Below are 14,190 nucleotides of genomic sequence, written 5' to 3' on the forward strand. Positions count from 1 at the left end.
CCTGCTGGATAGCCGCCACGCATGAATCCGATTGTCCGCTGGTTCCACCAACTCGGTTCGCCTCCCACGTTCGATCGTTTCGCTGCCCGCTGGTCGCGGGTGTTCTACCTGGTTGCGGTACCGGTGCTGCTGGTCGGCATGTGGCAGGCGCTGCTGGTGGTGCCGCCGGAAGCCAAGCAGCTGGACAGCTTCCGCATCCTCTACATCCACGTGCCCAGCGCCTGGATGAGCCTGTTCGTGTTCGCGCTGATGGCGCTGTATGCGGCCATCGCGCTGATCTGGCGGATCAAGGTCTGCGAGATCCTGGCCATGGCCTGCGCGCCGATGGGCGCCGGCTTCACCCTGATCACCCTGTTGACCGGCAGCATCTGGGGCAAGGGCACCTGGGGCACCTGGTGGGACTGGGACCCGCGCATGACCAGCGAGCTGGTGCTGCTGTTCCTGTACCTGGGCGTGATCGGCCTGTACCACGCCATCGAGGACCGCCGCAGCGCCGCGCGCGCGGCCGGCCTGCTGGCCATCGTCGGTGTCAGCCTGCTGCCGGTGATCCGCTACTCGGTGGACTGGTGGGGCGGCCTGCACCAGCGCCAGTCGATCAGCGTGTTCGGTGAATCGGCCATCAGCAGCGCGATGATCGCGCCGCTGTGGTGGATGGTGATCGGCACCAAGTTCTGGTTCGCCGGTTCGGTGCTGGCCAAGGCCCGCGCCGACAATCTCGACCGCGAGGCCGGCAAGGCCTGGGTCGGTGGCCGCGTCGATGCCCAACGCCCGGCCGGGGAGGCACAGCCATGACCCACCTGCCCTATGTGATCGGCGCCTACGCCGTGTTCGTACTGGTGCTCGGCGCCGATGCCATCGGTTCGTGGCTGCGCCTGCGCGTTGCGCGCCGGCTGGCACTGGCCCGCCAGCAGCGCCACCAGACCCGCGCCGGGAGGCCGGACGCAGCGACGCCGCTGTCGACGGAGCTGGAACGATGACCCCGGTACAGCGTCGCCGCCTGGTGTGGGTGCTGCTGGCCCTGCTCGCCTCCGGCCTGGCCACCGCACTGGTGGCGATGGCACTGGAGCGCAACATCGCCTACCTGTACACGCCTTCGGAAGTGCTGCGCGGCGATGTCGATGCACAGTCGCGCTTCCGCCTCGGTGGCATGGTGGTGAAAGGTTCCTTCAACCGACCGGTCGGCTCGCTGGAGGCACGCTTCGAGGTGACCGACGGCGACGCGCAGCTGGCAGTGACCACGTCGCGGATCCTGCCGGACATGTTCGCCGAAGGCACGGCGGTGGTCGCCAGCGGCCGCCTGCAGGATGGCACCTTCGTCGCCGACGAAGTGCTGGCCAAGCACGATGAGAAGTACGTGCCGAAGGAAGTGGCCGACAAGATGGGCGACGCCCATCGCAAGCACGACGTGCCGGTGACGGCACCCGAGGTGCGCTGAGTGCTGCCCGAACTGGGTCAGATCCTGCTGTTGTGCGCATTGCTGGCCTCGCTGCTGCAGGCCGGCCTGCCGCTGGCCGGTGCGCATCGCAACAATGCGGCCTGGATGGCGGTGGCACGGCCGGCCGCCGTCGCGCAGCTGCTGCTGCTCGCCGGCGCGTTCGCGGTACTGACCGCCGCGTTCGTGCAGCAGGATTTCTCGGTGCGCTACGTGGCCGAGAACTCCAATTCGCTGCTGCCGATGATGTACCGCTATTCGGCGGTCTGGGGCGCGCACGAAGGCTCGCTGCTGATGTGGGCGCTGGTGCTGGCGCTGTGGACCGGCGCGGTGGCGCTGTTCTCGCGCCAGCTGCCCACGCCGGTGCTGGCGCGCGTGCTGGCGGTGATGGGCGTGGTCAGCGTCGGTTTCCTTGCCTTCCTGATCTTCACCTCCAATCCGTTCCTGCGCCTGAACCCGGCACCGCTGGAAGGCCGCGATCTCAACCCGCTGCTGCAGGACCCGGGGCTGATCATCCACCCGCCGATGCTGTACATCGGCTACGTGGGCTTCGCGGTGCCGTTTGCATTCGCGGTGGCGGCACTGCTGGAAGGCCGTGTCGACGCACGCTGGCTGCGCTGGACGCGGCCGTGGACGAACGTCGCGTGGGGCTTCCTGACCCTGGGCATCGCACTGGGCAGCTGGTGGGCCTACTACGAGCTGGGCTGGGGCGGCTGGTGGTTCTGGGATCCGGTGGAAAATGCCAGCTTCATGCCGTGGCTGGTCGGTGCGGCACTGATCCACTCACAGGCCGTCACCGAAAAGCGCGGCACTTTCGGCAGCTGGACCCTGCTGCTGGCGATCGCCGCCTTCGCGCTGTCACTGCTGGGCACCTTCCTGGTGCGCTCGGGCGTGCTGACCAGCGTGCATTCGTTCGCCGCCGATCCGTCGCGCGGCCTGTTCATCCTGGTGTTCCTGTCGGTGCTGGTCGGCGGCAGCCTGTTGCTGTACGCGCTGCGTGCCAGCCAGCTGAGCGTGGATGCCGATGACCCACGCCGCGGCTTCACCGCCGTCTCGCGCGAGACCCTGCTGCTGGCCAACAACCTGCTGCTGGCCACCGCCTGCGCGATGGTGCTGCTCGGCACGCTGTACCCGCTGCTGGCCGACGCGCTGTCGCTGGGCAAGATCTCGGTCGGCCCGCCCTACTTCGGCAGCCTGTTCCTGCTGCTGATGGCGCCGATGATCCTGCTGCTGCCGTTCGGCCCGCTGGTGAAATGGCAGCGTGACCAGCCCTCGCGCGCCTTTGCGCTGCTGGCACCGTGGCTGGGCCTGGCACTGCTGCTGGGCGCGCTGGCCTGGTGGCGGGCGCCACAGAACGGCTGGAAGGCCGGCATCGGCGTGGCCGCAGCGGCCTGGGTTGCACTCGGCACCGCACGTTTCGTCTGGCAACGACTGCGCGGCAATGGCCGCTTCACCGCCGAAATGCTCGGCATGATCGTCGCCCACGTCGGCATCGCCGTGTTCCTGGCTGGCGCGCTGCTGGTGGAGGCGCTGAACGTGCAGCGCGAAGTTGCATTGGCACCGGGCCAGCAGCTGGTGGTCGGCCGCCACGAAGTCCGCTTCGAAGGCGTGGACCATCGCGAAGGCCCGAACTTCATCGCCGACCGTGGCCATCTGCGCGTCTACCGCGACGGCCGCGAGCTGGCCCTGCTGCACCCGGAGAAGCGCCAGTACGCCAGCGGCGGCCAGGTGATGACCGAGGCCGGCATCGATGCACGCTTCGACGGCGATGTCTACGTGGCATTGGGCGAGCCGCTGGGCAACAATGCATGGGCGGTCCGGGTCCACATCAAGCCGTTCGTGCGCTGGATCTGGCTGGGCGCGCTGTTGATGGCCCTGGGCGGATTCATCACCGCCGCCGACCGCCGTTTCCGTCGTCCGTAGGAGTTTCCATGTCCGAGTCCCCCGCCCCTCGCCCCTCCCGCCCGCTGCCGCCGGTAGCCATCGTGATCGGCGTGCTGTTCTTCTTCGGCCTGCTCGGGCTGATGATCTATGGGGTGATGAAATCGGGCGACCCGCAGCGCGACATACTGCCGTCGCCGCTGATCGACAAGCCGGCACCGGCGTTCGCGCTGCCGGTGCTGCACGATCCGGAGATGATCGTGCACAGCGACGACCTGCGCGGTGCGCCGTACCTGCTGAATGTGTGGGGAAGCTGGTGCGCGGCCTGCCGCGAGGAACACCCGGTGCTGACCCGCTTTGCCGAGAGCAAGCGCGTGCGCGTGATCGGCTACAACTGGAAGGATGATCCGAAGGACGCGCTGCACTGGCTGGAACAGCTCGGCAACCCGTTCATGGTCGTGCTCAGCGACGTGGAAGGCCGCACCGCGATCGACTGGGGCGTGACCGCCGCGCCGGAAACCTTCCTGGTCGACGGCAGCGGCATCGTGCGCTGGAAATACAGTGGTGCGATGACCCAGCGCGTGGTCGACGAAAAACTGATCCCGGCACTGCAGAAGATCGAGAAAGCGCAGGGCAGTGCCGGCAACACCCTGCATACGGCGCCCTGAACCCATGCGCTGGCTGCTGGCGTTGCTGCTTCTGATGCTGCCGCTGGCCGCGCTGGCCCAGCAGCCACTGCACGACCCGCAGCCGCTGCAGTTCCGCGACGGCGCCGAAGAACGCCGCTTCCACGACCTGGCCGCGCAGCTGCGCTGCGTGCAGTGCCAGAACCAGTCACTGGCCGACTCCAACGCGCAGATCGCCCAGGACCTGCGCCGGGAGGTGCTGCAATTGATGCAGCAGGGCCACGACGACGCACAGATCAAGCAGTTCCTGGTCGCCCGCTATGGCGACTTCGTGCTCTATCAACCGCCCCTGCAGCCGGGTACCTGGCTGCTGTGGGGCGGCCCCTTGCTGGTGCTCGGCGCCGGCGCGCTGGTGGTGCTGCGCATCGTCCGCCGCCGTGGCCGGGACGTCACGGCCGCACCGGCCGGCAGCACCGATGAAGGAGACGGATGGTGAGTGCCTGGCTACCGCTCGTGGCCGGTCTGGTGGCAGCGCTGACGGCCGCGCTGGTGCTGTGGCCACTGCGCGGCCAGGGTCGCCGTGGTTTCGCGCTGGGCGTACTCGCACTGGGCGTGGCCGGCGCCTGCCTGTACCTGCTGGTCGGTGACCCGCGTGCCGCGCAGGTGCCGCCGACGGCCTCGGTGGCGACGCTGCGCGATGGCGTGCAGGCCCTGCAGGATGCGCTGAAGCATGACCCGCAGCGGGCCGATGGCTGGGCCCTGCTGGGCCGTTCGCAGGCCGAACTCGGCAACGTGGCCGCCGCAGCGGATGCCTTCGCACGCGCCGCCGCACTCGCCCCGGAAGATCCGGGCGTGCTGGTGGAAGCCGCACAGGCGCGCGCGCAGGCCGATGCCGGCAAGCAGTTCGATGACACCGCGATGGCCTGGCTGCAGCAGGCGCGTGCACAGGCACCCGATGCCGAACGTGCCAGCTGGCTGCTCGGCATCGCCCTGCGCCAGCGCGGAAAGAACGCCGAGGCCGCTGACGTGTGGAGCGACCTGCTGCCCCGGCTCGAACCGGGCGCCGCGCAGGCGCTGCAGGCGCAGATCGCCATCGCCCGCGAGGCCGCCGGCCAGGCGCCCGATACCGGCGCGGCGCCGCCGGCGCTGCTGCAGGTGCGCGTGCAGCTGCCTGCGCTGAAAAGCACTGAGTGGCCCGCCAGTACCCGGGTGTTCGTCATGGCCCGCGCCGTGGGTGGACCGCCGATGCCGGTGGCCGCACGCAAGCTGCCGCTGGCCGGTTTTCCGGACCCGGTCGGTCTGACTGATGCCGACAGTCCGATGCCGACCGCGCCGCTGTCGGCCCATCGCGAAGTGGAAGTGCTGGCGCGCATCTCGCGCTCCGGCAGCGCCAACCGCAGCGAGGGCGACCTGCAGAGCGTGCCGGTGAAGGTGAGCCTGCCCCACGACGGTGTTGTGGAGCTGCGCTTCCCGTAACGCGCCGCGGTAGTGCCGGCCGCTGGCCGGCAACCTCATGAATCGTGATGCGCCTGCGAGGTTGCCGGCCAGCGGCCGGCACTACCTGCATCGCCGATGGAAACCAGCGTGTCGCCAGCTCCACATGCCGCCCCGCTAGAATGCCTGCATGACCGAATTCATCCCGCCCGGCACCCGCTTCCACGCCCTGCCCTCACCCTTTCCGTTCAAGCGCGGCGGCGCCCTGCACGGCGCACGCGTGGCCTACGAAACCTGGGGCACCCTGGCGGCCGACGCCAGCAATGCGATCCTGATCGTGACCGGTCTGTCGCCGGACGCGCATGCGGCGGCCAACGAGGCCAACCCCGCACCCGGCTGGTGGGAAGCGATGGTAGGCCCCGGCAAACCGATCGACACCCATCGCTGGTTCGTGGTGTGCGTGAATTCGCTGGGCAGCTGCAAGGGCTCGACCGGCCCCGCCTCGCTGGATCCGGCCAGCGGTGAGCCCTATCGCCTGGACTTCCCCGAGCTGTCGATCGAAGACGGCGCGCGCGCCGCCATCGAGGTGGTGCGGGCACTGGGCATCACGCAACTGGCGTGCGTGATCGGCAATTCGATGGGCGGCATGACCGCGCTGGCCATCCTGATGCTGCATCCGGGCATCGCGCGCAGCCACATCAACATTTCCGGCAGTGCGCAGGCGCTGCCATTCTCGATCGCGATCCGTTCGCTGCAGCGCGAGGCGATCCGCCTGGATCCACGCTGGAACGGCGGCCACTACGACGATGCCGAGTACCCGGAGTCCGGCATGCGCATGGCGCGCAAGCTGGGCGTGATCACCTACCGCTCGGCGCTGGAGTGGGATGGCCGCTTCGGCCGCGTGCGGCTGGATTCGGACCAGACCGATGATGATCCGTTCGGCCTGGAGTTCCAGGTGGAAAGCTACCTGGAAGGCCATGCACGACGCTTCGTGCGTTTCTTCGACCCCAACTGCTACCTGTACCTGAGCCGCTCGATGGACTGGTTCGACCTGGCCGAGTATGCCGACGGCGACGTGCTGGCCGGGCTGGCGAAGATCCGCGTGGAGAAGGCGCTGGCGATCGGCGCCAACACCGACATCCTGTTCCCGGTACAGCAGCAGCAACAGGTTGCCGATGGCCTGCGGGCCGGCGGTGCCGATGCGCACTTCATCGGCCTGGAATCGCCGCAGGGCCACGACGCCTTCCTCGTCGACTTCGAACGTTTCGGCCCGGCCGTGCGCGGCTTCCTCGACGCGCTGTAAGTGGCCTGGCGGCGCAACCTCGCGCTGGCCGCGTTCGGCGCGCTGGCCGCATTGATGGTCAGCGGTGTGCTGCCGCTGTGGCTGGGTGGCTGGTGCCTGTTGGCCAGTGCGGTGTCGTTCGGCCTGTATGGCCACGACAAGCGCGCCGCGCAGCGCAAACAGTGGCGGATTCCCGAGCGCACCCTGCAGCTGCTGGCCTTTGCCGGCGGTTGGCCGGGGGCGCTGCTTGGCCAGGCGCTGTTCCGCCACAAGCACCGCAAGGCTGCGTTCCAGTGGGTGTTCTGGCTCTGCGTGCTGGCCAACGTGGCCTCGATCGCGGTGATGCTGCGCGAGCTGTCGCGGTAACCACCCGCTGAGGTAGTGCCGGCCGCTGGCCGGCAATTCCGTATCCGTATCAAGTGCCACGAGGTTGCCGGCCAGCGGCCGGCACGACCGTTCACGCTTCGCGCACCAGGACCCCATCACGCAACCGGTACTGCGCGTCGACCACGCCGTCGGGCAGATCGTCGTGGGTGATCATCACCAGGCTGCGCCCGTCCAGCAGGCCGGAAAGGTCCTGCAGCAGCGCGCGCGCCGTATCCACGTCGAGGCCCTCGGTCGGTTCGTCCAGCAGCAGGATCGGCGCAGCGCGCAGCAGCGCGCGCGCCAGCGCCAGCCGCCGTGCCTGGCCGGCCGACATCGTCGCGCCGTTCTCGCCCACCCACGCCTGCAGGCCACCGTTGCGCTCGGCCCATTCCCCCAGGCGCACGCGGCGCAGCACTGCCCACAATGCGGCGTCACTGGCCTCGGGATCACCCAGCCGCAGGTTCTCGGCCACGCTGCCGGCAAACACCGGCGCGTTCTGTGGCAGCCACGCAAGCTGTCGGTGCCACTCGGCCTGGGCCACGTCGCGCAGGTCGCGGCCACCATAGGTGATTCGCCCGTGCTGCGGGTCCCACAGCCGCAGCAGCAGGCTGGACAGCGTGGTCTTGCCGCTGCCGCTGTCGCCGCGGATGGCGATGCGTTCCCCCGGTGCCAGGGTCAACTGCAGGCCGGACAACACCGGCCGCGCGGCACCCGGCCACTGGAAATGCACGTCATCCCAGTGCACGCGCGCCGCCTGCGGCACCGGCTGCGGTACCTGGGGATCCTCCACCGCCGGGGGCTGCCCGACGATGGCCTGCAGGCGATCAGCGGCGATGCGCCCGGACTGCAGCGACTGCCAGGCCAGGCCCATGCCGGCCCACAATTCAATCAGCGCCACCGTCAGGAACACGAGGCCCGCAGCCATCTCCGCTGCAATGCGCTGCTGTTCGGCTGCGTGCAGGGCCAGCGCCAGCATCGCCACCAGGCCCAGTCCGGCAACCAGGCCGTGCAGGGTCGAGGCCGCGATCAGGCGCCAGCGGCGGCGGCGATCACGCGAGGCCAGCTGCTTGGCCGCCACGCGCACCTTCAATTGCCACGCTGCATTGGCGTGCAGCGCGGCCAGGTCGCCGGCGCCTTCCAGCCCTTCAAAGGCCGCGGTCCGCAATGCGGCGCGATGCGCGGCGCGGTCGGCCTCTTCATCGTCACGCCCCCGCACGCCCAGCCATGGCACGCCGAAGGCGATCAGCACCGCCAGCACCGCCAGCAGCAGCGCCGCCGACGGCAGGATCAGCGCCGCCGATGCCACCGCGACCAGCGACAGCGCCGCCAATGCCAGCAGTGGCCCGATCGCACGCACCAGCAGGCCGTCCACTTCGCCGATGTCGCCCAGCAGCCGGGCCAGCAGCTCGCCGGTGCGGGTAGCACCCAGCCGCGCCGGTGCCAGTGGCAGCGCGCGGCGGAAGAACCACACGCGCAGATCGCGGGCGATGCGCAGGGTGGCATCGTGGCCGATCAGCTTTTCGAAGTAGCGCGACACGATGCGCGCCATGGTCAGGCCGCGGATGCCCGCCGACGGCGAGAAGAAATTGAAGCCCTGGCCGAGGCCGGCCGCACCGGCCAGCGCGGCCGCAGTGAGGAACCCACCGGACAGGCCCAGCAGAGCGGTGCCGGCCAGCATCGTGGTCCACAGCAGCAGGACGGTCAGCAGCAGGCGCGGGCGATGGCGCAGGAACACCGCGCGAAGCGTATCGGGTGAACGGCTCATGCGCGCACCGCCTGTGCTGGTTCCAGCAGACGCCCTTCCGGCAACAGCAGGCAGCGGTCGGCCCAGGCGATCACGGCCGGGCTGTGGGTGGCAACCACCACGCTGCGGCCACGCGCATAGGCCGCCAGGCTGCGCAGCAACGCGGCTTCGGTGTCGGCATCCAGGAACGCGGTGGGCTCGTCCAGCAGCAGCACCTGCGGGTCCCGCAGCAACAGCCGGGCCAGGCCGATACGGCGCGCCTCGCCACCGGACAGGCCGAAGCCGCGCTCGCCGATCACCGTGTCCAGCCCCTGCGGCAGGCGCTGGGCAAACTGCACTACCTGCGCGGCCTCGGCGACCGCGCGCAGGCGCGCCTCGCTGGCACCGGGATCGGCCAGGCGCAGGTTGTCGGCGATGCTGCCGTGGAACAGGTACGGCCGCTGGCTGGCATAGGCCACCTGTACGCCCGGCCGCACCTGCAGCTTGCCGGCACGGGGTGGCAACCACCCGGCCAGCGCCTCCAGCAACGTGCTCTTGCCGGAACCGCTGGGACCGACCAGCGCCAGGCGCTGGCCCGGTTCCAACAGCACGTCCAGATCCCGCAGCACATCCTGCGGCGCCCCCAGCGGGCGCAGTACCAGCCCTTGCGCCTGCAGCGGCGGCAACGCGGCCTCGGCCGGCTCCACCGCGAGCGGCACAGCCTCGCTTTCGATCAGGCCCTGCTCGTCCGGCAGCGACTGCAGCAGGCGTTCCACTTCGGCGGCGGCGGCCAGTGCATTGGCGCGGTCGTGGTAGTGCGCGGCCAGCCGGCGCAGCGGCGCGTAGAACTCCGGCGCCAGCAACAGGCAGAACAGGCCCGCGCCCAGTGTCGGCACCGCTGTGTGCAGCGACATCATGCCCAAGTAGCTCAGGCCCAGGTACAGCGCCACCATCGCCACGCTCACCGAGGCGAAGAACTCCAGCACCGTAGACGACAGGAAGGCGATGCGCAGCACCTTCAGGGTGCGCACGCGCACGCCTTCGGCGGCGGCCTCCACGCCGGCCAGTTCGGCGTCACCGCGACCATACAGGCGCAGCAGGCCCAGGCCTTTGATGCGATCGGCGAAATGGCCACTCATCCGCGCCAGCTCCCCCAACTGGGCGCGGCCAGCGGCTTCGGCGCCCCACCCCACCAGCATCATGAAGAACGGCACCAGCGGCGCGGTGAACAGCAGGATCAGCGCCACCACCCAGTCAACCCAGGCGACTGCGGCCAGGATCAGCAGCGGCACCACCACCACTTCGGTGCGCACCGGCAGGAACCCGCTGTAATAGCTCTCGATCGCATCACCGTGATGCAGCATCAGTTCGCCCAGTTCGCCGGTGCGGCGCTGGCGCAGCCACAGTGGTCCATGGCCGAGCAGGCGCGCGAACACGCGCTCACGCAGGGCCAGCCGCGCGGCATCGGCCACATCGCCGGCGGCCGCCTGGGTGGCGCTGCCCAGCAGCGTGCGCAGCACCAGGATCACCGCCAGCCCTGCCAGCACCGGCAGCCCCGAGGCCAGCGGCGCGCGCTCCACCAGCACCTGCTGCACCAGCCAGGCGATGGCAGCCGCCTGGCCGATCAACAGGGCGCCGGACAGGCTGATGCACATCGCCGCCAGGCGCTGGCGGCCGCGCGCGGGCCGTGCCAGATCGGCCAGCCATGCACTGCGGGCGCGCCGCTGGCGGGTCGTTTCGGCGTCCTGGGACAGGCCGTCAGGGGTCGGTTCGGCGGCGCTCAAGGGGTCTTCACGGCAAACAGGGGAGACACGGCATTGTAGGCGCAGGCAACCGCCCACCCCTGCGGCCGGCGGTCGCAGTCTTCATCAGGTTGGCATACGATCAACCGGGGCACCTGTTCATACATTGATCTGGATCAAGGCTGTTTGAAGTAGTCGGTCACATCATTCACGTCGTAGACCACCCTTCCCGCCACCTGCAACGGCACTATCCAACGAGGTAGCCAGGCCATGATTGATCAGACAGTCGTAGAACTGTCGCGGCTGCAATTCGCGCTGACCGCGATGTACCACTTCCTATTCGTACCGCTCACCCTCGGCCTGTCCTTCATGGTGGCCATCATGGAGAGCGTGTACGTGATGACCGGCAAGGAGATCTGGCGCAGGATGACCCTGTTCTGGGGCGTCCTGTTCGGCATCAACTTCGCCATGGGCGTCGCCACCGGCATCGTCATGGAATTCCAGTTCGGCATGAACTGGTCGTACTACAGCCACTACGTGGGTGACATCTTCGGTGCGCCGCTGGCCATCGAAGGCCTGATGGCCTTCTTCCTGGAAGCCACCTTCGTCGGCCTGTTCTTCTTCGGCTGGAACCGCCTGACCAAGGTCAAGCACCTGATGGTGACCTGGCTGATGGCGCTGGGTACCAACCTGTCGGCGATCTGGATCCTGGTCGCCAACGGCTGGATGCAGAACCCGACCGGTGCGGTGTTCAACCCGGAAACCATGCGCATGGAAGTGGTCGACTTCATGGCGGTGGTGTTCAACCCGGTGGCGCAGGCCAAGTTCGTGCACACCGTCAGCGCCGGCTACGTGACCGGTGCGGTGTTCGTGATGGCGATCAGCGCCCTGTTCCTGCTGCGCAACAAGCACAAGGACCTGGCCCGTCGTTCGTTCGCGGTGGCCGCAGCGTTCGGCCTGCTGTCGTCGCTGTCTGTGGTGGTGCTGGGTGACGAGAGCGGCTACGCCGCCAGCGAACACCAGAAGATGAAGCTGGCCGCGATCGAAGCGATGTGGGAGACCGAGCGTGCGCCGGCCGACTTCACCGCCTTCGGCATTCCCAACCAGACCACCCACCAGAACGATTACGCGGTGAAGATCCCCTACCTGATGGGCCTGATCGCCACCCGTTCGTTGAACCAGCCGATCCCGGGCATCCTGGAGCTGGTCGAGCGCGCCGAACACCGCGTGCGTGGTGGCCAGCTGGCCTACGGTGCGCTGGAACGCCTGCGTTCCAACAAGAACGACCTCGAAGCGCGCGAGATGTTCGACCGCCACTGGCAGGACCTGGGCCACGGCCTGCTGCTCAAGCGCTACCGCGATGACATCCTCAACGCCACCCCGCAGGAGATCTCGCAGGCGGCGATGGACACCGTGCCGCGCGTGATGCCGCTGTTCTGGACCTTCCGCGTGATGGCCGGCCTGGGCTTCTACCTGATCGCCTTCTTCGCGCTGGCGTTCTACTACTCGTGCCGCAACAACTTCCAGGACAAGCGCTGGTTCCTCAAGCTGGCCCTGTGGACGCTGCCGGCACCGTGGATCGCGATCGAGTGCGGCTGGTTCGTCGCCGAATACGGCCGCCAGCCGTGGGCGGTCGATGGCGTGCTGCCGACCTTCTATGCGGCATCGGGCCTGGCCCTGCATGAAATCGTGCTGACCCTGGCCGGCTTCACCGCGATCTACACCGCACTGATCGTGGTCGAGATCAAGCTGATGCTCAAGGCGATCCGCAAGGGTCCGGACGAACTGCTGCCGTCGCTGCAGTCGCCCCAGCCGCATGCTTCCCACAATGCCTCGGCGCCCGCCGCCGGCCAGGCCTGAGGCAGGAGAACCAAGATGGACTTCATTCTTCTGGACTACACCACGCTGCGCGTGATCTGGTGGCTGCTGCTCGGCATCCTGCTGATCGGTTTTGCCGTGATGGACGGCTTCGACCTGGGCGTGGGCACCCTGCTGCCCTTCGTCGCCCGCAACGATGCCGAACGCCGCCGGGTGATCAACACCATCGGCCCGGTCTGGGAAGGCAACCAGGTGTGGCTGATCCTGGGCGGCGGTGCGATCTTCGCCGCCTGGCCGCCGCTGTATGCGGTCAGCTTCTCGGGCTTCTACCTGGCGATGTTCGTGATCCTGTTCGCGCTGATCCTGCGCCCGGTCGGCTTCAAGTTCCGCAGCAAGATGCCGAGCGAGCGCTGGCGCAACACCTGGGACTGGGCGCTGTTCATCGGCGGCTTCATCCCGGCGCTGATCATGGGCGTGGCGGTGGGCAACGTGGTGCTGGGCGTGCCGTTCCACTTCGATGACAGCATGCGCATCTTCTACACCGGCTCGTTCTTCGGCCTGTTGATGCCCTTCGCGCTGCTGGCCGGCCTGCTCAGCGTGTCGATGCTGGTCGCCCACGGTGCCGCCATGCTGGTGCTGAAGACCGATGGCCCGGTGGCCGAGCGTGCCGCCCGCTTCGGCAGCATCGCGGCGATCATCGCCTTCGTGCTGTTCGCGGTGGGCGGCGCCTGGGTGGCCTTCGGCCTGCCGGGTTACCAGATCACCTCGCAGGTGGTTACCGATGGCGCCACCAATCCGTTGCTGAAGACCGCCGAACTCGGCGCCGCCGGTGGCTGGATGCGCAACTACAGCGCGATGCCGGCCACGATCCTGGCCCCGCTGCTCGGCCTGGCCGGCCTGCTGGCCAGTGCGGCGCTGCTGCGGGCCCGTCGCGGCGGACTGGCGTTCATCGCTTCGGGTGCGGCCATCGCCGGCATCATCCTGACCGTCGGTTTCGCCATCTTCCCGTTCCTGCTGCCGTCCTCGAGCCAGCCCACCTCCAGCCTGACCGTGTGGGATGCCTCGTCCAGCCACCTGACCCTGTGGATCATGCTGCTGGCCACGGCGGTGTTCCTGCCGATCATCCTCGCCTACACCACCTGGGTGTACCGCGTGCTGAAGGGCAAGACCACCACCGAAGAGATGGGCAACAACCCGAACGCCTACTGATTGCCGGTGTGCCGGCCGACCGCCGGCACACCCTTGAACTAAGGAGATTGACCATGTGGTACTTCGCCTGGATTCTCGGTGCCGGTCTCGCCTCGACGGTGGCCATCCTCAACGGCATGTGGTTCGAAGCCCGCGAGCAGAACCGCATCGAGAAGGAAAATCGTCGCTGAGCTGTAAAAAAACCTTGCCGCCCTGGCCTTCACACGGTATCTTAGGCGGCTCCTTCGGGGTGTAGCTCAGTCTGGTAGAGCGCTACGTTCGGGACGTAGAGGTCGCAGGTTCGAATCCTGTCTCCCCGACCACTTCGGTGGTCGCATTGAAGCCTGGTGAAGTCATCCAGGCTTTTTTGTTCCCTGAAGTGACACCGCTTCGGCAGTGTGAAGGAACAGCATTTACCCCTTGCCGCCACCGGGGTGAATCGCTAGAATAGGCGGCTCCCTTCGGGGTGTAGCTCAGTCTGGTAGAGCGCTACGTTCGGGACGTAGAGGTCGCAGGTTCGAATCCTGTCTCCCCGACCACTTTGGTGGTCACCAAGAAGCCTGGAAGACGTCACTGTCCTCCGGGTTTTTTTTGTATCAGCCGCCAGGCCGCCCGCATGACGGGACCTTGCCGGAGCGCGCACGTACAATGGCCGCGCTGCCGGCTTGCCTGCAGCCACTCCCCCACCTGCCGCTTCG

At 68.5% G+C, this 14,190-nt stretch carries 14 protein-coding genes and 2 tRNA genes; 14 read left to right on the plus strand and 2 right to left on the minus strand.

Annotated elements, in window-relative coordinates:
- Nucleotides 1–21: 21 nt before the first annotated feature.
- The 9 genes from ccmC to BLS66_RS00960 all read left to right on the plus strand — a co-directional run bounded on the left by ccmC (nt 22) and on the right by BLS66_RS00960 (nt 7,021).
- Complete coding sequence (ccmC, locus tag BLS66_RS00920) at nt 22–792, plus strand: heme ABC transporter permease CcmC (RefSeq protein WP_049465009.1); 771 nt, start codon at nt 22–24, stop codon at nt 790–792.
- Nucleotides 789–977 carry a heme exporter protein CcmD gene (locus BLS66_RS00925; protein ID WP_074724888.1) on the plus strand — a complete coding sequence of 63 codons (189 nt, stop codon included), beginning with the start codon at nt 789–791 and terminating at the stop codon, nt 975–977. Before ccmC ends, BLS66_RS00925 begins: the two co-directional genes overlap by 4 nt.
- On the plus strand, nt 974–1,435 hold the full coding sequence (ccmE, locus tag BLS66_RS00930) for a cytochrome c maturation protein CcmE (RefSeq protein ID WP_014647764.1): 462 nt from the start codon (nt 974–976) through the stop codon (nt 1,433–1,435). The genes BLS66_RS00925 and ccmE overlap by 4 nt, the downstream gene beginning before the upstream one ends.
- On the plus strand, nt 1,436–3,355 hold the full coding sequence (locus BLS66_RS00935; RefSeq protein ID WP_074724889.1) for a heme lyase CcmF/NrfE family subunit: 1,920 nt from the start codon (nt 1,436–1,438) through the stop codon (nt 3,353–3,355).
- Between the two features lie 8 nt (nt 3,356–3,363).
- A complete protein-coding gene (locus BLS66_RS00940) occupies nt 3,364–3,981 on the plus strand; it encodes a DsbE family thiol:disulfide interchange protein (protein WP_049465004.1) in 618 nt (205 codons plus the stop codon).
- A gap of 4 nt (nt 3,982–3,985) precedes the next feature.
- Nucleotides 3,986–4,435, plus strand: coding sequence for a cytochrome c-type biogenesis protein (locus BLS66_RS00945; RefSeq protein ID WP_074724890.1), 450 nt, complete (start codon nt 3,986–3,988; stop codon nt 4,433–4,435).
- Nucleotides 4,429–5,415 carry a tetratricopeptide repeat protein gene (locus BLS66_RS00950; RefSeq protein WP_074724891.1) on the plus strand — a complete coding sequence of 329 codons (987 nt, stop codon included), beginning with the start codon at nt 4,429–4,431 and terminating at the stop codon, nt 5,413–5,415. The genes BLS66_RS00945 and BLS66_RS00950 overlap by 7 nt, the downstream gene beginning before the upstream one ends.
- Before the next feature lie 148 nt (nt 5,416–5,563).
- A complete protein-coding gene (metX, locus tag BLS66_RS00955; RefSeq protein ID WP_049464998.1) occupies nt 5,564–6,676 on the plus strand; it encodes a homoserine O-acetyltransferase MetX in 1,113 nt (370 codons plus the stop codon).
- Nucleotides 6,677–7,021, plus strand: coding sequence for a DUF1294 domain-containing protein (locus BLS66_RS00960; RefSeq protein ID WP_049464997.1), 345 nt, complete (start codon nt 6,677–6,679; stop codon nt 7,019–7,021). It begins immediately after the preceding gene.
- A 91-nt stretch (nt 7,022–7,112) separates the two neighbouring features.
- Here the strand turns inward: BLS66_RS00960 and cydC are convergent, their stop codons facing one another.
- Entirely contained in the window at nt 7,113–8,786 is a 1,674-nt protein-coding gene (gene cydC, locus BLS66_RS00965) for a thiol reductant ABC exporter subunit CydC (RefSeq protein ID WP_074724892.1), read from the minus strand.
- On the minus strand, nt 8,783–10,528 hold the full coding sequence (gene cydD, locus BLS66_RS00970; protein WP_074724893.1) for a thiol reductant ABC exporter subunit CydD: 1,746 nt from the start codon (nt 10,526–10,528) through the stop codon (nt 8,783–8,785). The genes cydC and cydD overlap by 4 nt, the downstream gene beginning before the upstream one ends.
- Nucleotides 10,529–10,756: 228 nt before the next feature.
- Between cydD and BLS66_RS00975 the strand changes: the two genes are divergently transcribed.
- From BLS66_RS00975 to BLS66_RS00995, 5 genes are all read left to right on the plus strand, one after another.
- Nucleotides 10,757–12,346 carry a cytochrome ubiquinol oxidase subunit I gene (locus tag BLS66_RS00975; protein ID WP_074724894.1) on the plus strand — a complete coding sequence of 530 codons (1,590 nt, stop codon included), beginning with the start codon at nt 10,757–10,759 and terminating at the stop codon, nt 12,344–12,346.
- A gap of 15 nt (nt 12,347–12,361) precedes the next feature.
- Nucleotides 12,362–13,513 (plus strand): cytochrome d ubiquinol oxidase subunit II, encoded by a 1,152-nt coding sequence (gene cydB, locus BLS66_RS00980; protein ID WP_049464989.1) that lies wholly within the window; start codon nt 12,362–12,364, stop codon nt 13,511–13,513.
- A 53-nt stretch (nt 13,514–13,566) separates the two neighbouring features.
- The gene (gene cydX, locus BLS66_RS00985; protein ID WP_005410354.1) at nt 13,567–13,683 is read left to right on the plus strand and encodes a cytochrome bd-I oxidase subunit CydX; all 117 of its coding nucleotides are present in this window, start codon (nt 13,567–13,569) and stop codon (nt 13,681–13,683) included.
- Between the two features lie 55 nt (nt 13,684–13,738).
- Nucleotides 13,739–13,815 (plus strand) — tRNA-Pro (locus tag BLS66_RS00990).
- A gap of 139 nt (nt 13,816–13,954) precedes the next feature.
- Nucleotides 13,955–14,031, plus strand: a tRNA-Pro gene (locus tag BLS66_RS00995).
- Nucleotides 14,032–14,190: the final 159 nt, after the last annotated feature.

The sequence above is a fragment of the Stenotrophomonas pavanii genome (genome assembly GCF_900101175.1).
GTDB classification, from domain to species: Bacteria; Pseudomonadota; Gammaproteobacteria; order Xanthomonadales; family Xanthomonadaceae; genus Stenotrophomonas; species Stenotrophomonas pavanii.

Bases quoted from the DNA above. Each gene is read 5' to 3' on its own strand.
- ccmE (WP_014647764.1), top strand. From the start codon at position 974: ATGACCCCGGTACAGCGTCGCCGCCTGGTGTGGGTGCTGCTGGCCCTG.
- cydC (WP_074724892.1), bottom strand. From the start codon at position 8,786: ATGAGCCGTTCACCCGATACGCTTCGCGCGGTGTTCCTGCGCCATCGC.
- cydX (WP_005410354.1), top strand. From the start codon at position 13,567: ATGTGGTACTTCGCCTGGATTCTCGGTGCCGGTCTCGCCTCGACGGTG.
- BLS66_RS00950 (WP_074724891.1), top strand. From the start codon at position 4,429: ATGGTGAGTGCCTGGCTACCGCTCGTGGCCGGTCTGGTGGCAGCGCTG.
- BLS66_RS00975 (WP_074724894.1), top strand. From the start codon at position 10,757: ATGATTGATCAGACAGTCGTAGAACTGTCGCGGCTGCAATTCGCGCTG.
- ccmC (WP_049465009.1), top strand. From the start codon at position 22: ATGAATCCGATTGTCCGCTGGTTCCACCAACTCGGTTCGCCTCCCACG.
- metX (WP_049464998.1), top strand. From the start codon at position 5,564: ATGACCGAATTCATCCCGCCCGGCACCCGCTTCCACGCCCTGCCCTCA.
- BLS66_RS00945 (WP_074724890.1), top strand. From the start codon at position 3,986: ATGCGCTGGCTGCTGGCGTTGCTGCTTCTGATGCTGCCGCTGGCCGCG.
- BLS66_RS00925 (WP_074724888.1), top strand. From the start codon at position 789: ATGACCCACCTGCCCTATGTGATCGGCGCCTACGCCGTGTTCGTACTG.
- BLS66_RS00940 (WP_049465004.1), top strand. From the start codon at position 3,364: ATGTCCGAGTCCCCCGCCCCTCGCCCCTCCCGCCCGCTGCCGCCGGTA.
- cydB (WP_049464989.1), top strand. From the start codon at position 12,362: ATGGACTTCATTCTTCTGGACTACACCACGCTGCGCGTGATCTGGTGG.